This window comes from Synechococcus sp. OH2, from assembly GCF_047462155.1.
Lineage (GTDB): Bacteria > Cyanobacteriota > Cyanobacteriia > Thermostichales > Thermostichaceae > Thermostichus.
Window position 1 is genome coordinate 25,483 of record NZ_JANSIR010000106.1, and the last position, 1,827, is coordinate 27,309.

A 1,827-nucleotide genomic window follows, 5' to 3' on the forward strand; every position below is an offset into this window, starting at 1 on the left:
AGAGCCTCCACCGGCTCTGCCTGCTGTCGCTGCAGCAGCAAAGCCCGCTCCACCTCAGGGCTGGGGTAGCCGATGGACAGCCGCACCAAAAACCGATCCAACTGGCTTTCCGGGAGGGGATAGGTGCCGTGATACTCCAAGGGGTTTTGGGTGGCCAACACCATAAAGGGACTGGGCAGCGGGTAGGTGCGGTCATCCAGCGAAACCTGCTTTTCCGCCATTGCCTCTAACAGGGCACTCTGGGTGCGGGGAGAGGTGCGGTTAATCTCGTCGGCCAGGATGACATGGGCAAAAATGGGGCCTGGGCGAAATTCAAACTCCCCTTTCTCTTTGTTGAAGAGGGTGAGGCCAAGAATGTCAGTTGGCAAGAGGTCGCTGGTAAATTGAATTCGCTGAAACTTGGCCCCCAAGCTGCGGGCAATGGCCCGCGCCAGCGTGGTTTTGCCCACTCCCGGCACGTCCTCCAGCAAGACATGGCCTTCCGCCACCAGGGCCGTCACCACCGCCTGCACCACCTGTGGCTTGCCTTGAAACACCGACTCGACGTTGGCGATCAGCTTGCCAATCTGCTGCCGCAAAGTTTGCAATCGCTCCGCCGGGATCCGCGCTGAACCGGATAGGGAGCCAACACTTGCCATAAACCACTCCCAAAGGGGCCTATTCCACCATACAGGCCGAACCCACCGCTAACCCAAAGGGGATCTCACAAAACTCCGGCGGGAAACCGGAGTACCATAGACCTGATCCCTGCAGGAAGGATGGGTATTTTGGAACTGTCTTGTAAAAGTGAGTACGCTCTCCTAGCTCTTCTGGAGTTGGCCCAGCACTACCATGATGGCCGGGTATTGCAGATCAAGGAGATCGCAGCCCATCAGTCGATTCCCGACCGCTACCTGGAGCAGTTGCTGGCCACGCTGCGCAGGCAGGGCCTGGTACGCAGCCAGCGGGGTGCCAAAGGGGGTTATTCTCTGGCTCGACCGCCCTGGCAGATCTCCCTGTTGGACATCATTCAGGCCATCGAGGGAGAAGATCTCAGCCGCTCCCGGGACTTGCCCAGCGGCGATCTCTCGCCGGAGCGCCAGGTGCTCTGGCAGGCTTGGCAAGATGCCCAGGCGGCAGCGGTGGGCATTCTCCAAAAAACGACCTTGCAAGACCTCTGCGACCGGCAGGCGCAACAGCAACAGGCCAGGTTGATGTATTACATCTAGGTAAAGCTGCCGGTGTCGATGCCCTGGGCTTGGCCTCCGCTCAAGAGGGTGAGCACCTCTTCCCGCTGAGGCGGACGAGAGGGGCTGGGATCCCTGGCAGGTTTTGGGTTATCCTGAAACCCATTGCCTCTCGAATGGCTTCCTTTCCATGACCTTTCGTTTCCCTCGCTCTCAGGCTGCCGATACGTTTTCTTCGGAAGATTTTGCCAAGGCTCTGGAGGCGCAAAGCCTTGACTTTCAACCGGGACAGGTGGTGCGAGGTCGCATCTTCCAGCACCAGAACGATGGGGCCTTGGTAGATATCGGCGGCAAGTCGCCGGCCTTTTTGCCCCTGAAGGAAGCCGGGATCCGCCCAGGAGAGGATTTGAGCGGGCTTTTTCCCCTCAAAAGCGAAGCCGATTTTCTCATCTTGCGAGAGGACTCGGAAGGGCAAATCGTGCTCTCGGCGCGGCGGCTGCGGCTGAAGCGACTTTGGGAGGAGCTGGCCGAAAAACAGGCCAATGGCCAGACAGTAACTGCCCCGGTGATCGGCACCAACAAGGGTGGAGTGCTGGTGGATGTGCAGGGGCTGCGGGGCTTTATTCCTCGCTCGCATCTCAACCAACGGGAAGATCTAGAA

Annotated in this window: 3 protein-coding genes; 2 read left to right on the forward strand and 1 reads right to left on the reverse strand. The window is 59.3% G+C overall.

Features of this window, described 5'->3' with window-relative positions; all coding sequences use genetic code 11:
- A partial coding sequence (locus NW835_RS10715; RefSeq protein ID WP_414415274.1) for an AAA family ATPase occupies positions 1-638 on the reverse strand: 638 nt, incomplete at its 3' end.
- A gap of 129 nt (positions 639-767) precedes the next feature.
- On the opposite strand from NW835_RS10715, the gene NW835_RS10720 reads away from it, so the two are divergent.
- Both NW835_RS10720 and NW835_RS10725 read left to right on the forward strand, forming a co-directional pair.
- Entirely contained in the window at positions 768-1,208 is a 441-nt protein-coding gene (locus tag NW835_RS10720; protein ID WP_414366793.1) for an RrF2 family transcriptional regulator, read from the forward strand.
- Positions 1,209-1,356: 148 nt separating this feature from the next.
- The coding region (locus NW835_RS10725) for a S1 RNA-binding domain-containing protein (protein ID WP_414415275.1) at positions 1,357-1,827 on the forward strand (471 nt) is incomplete at its 3' end.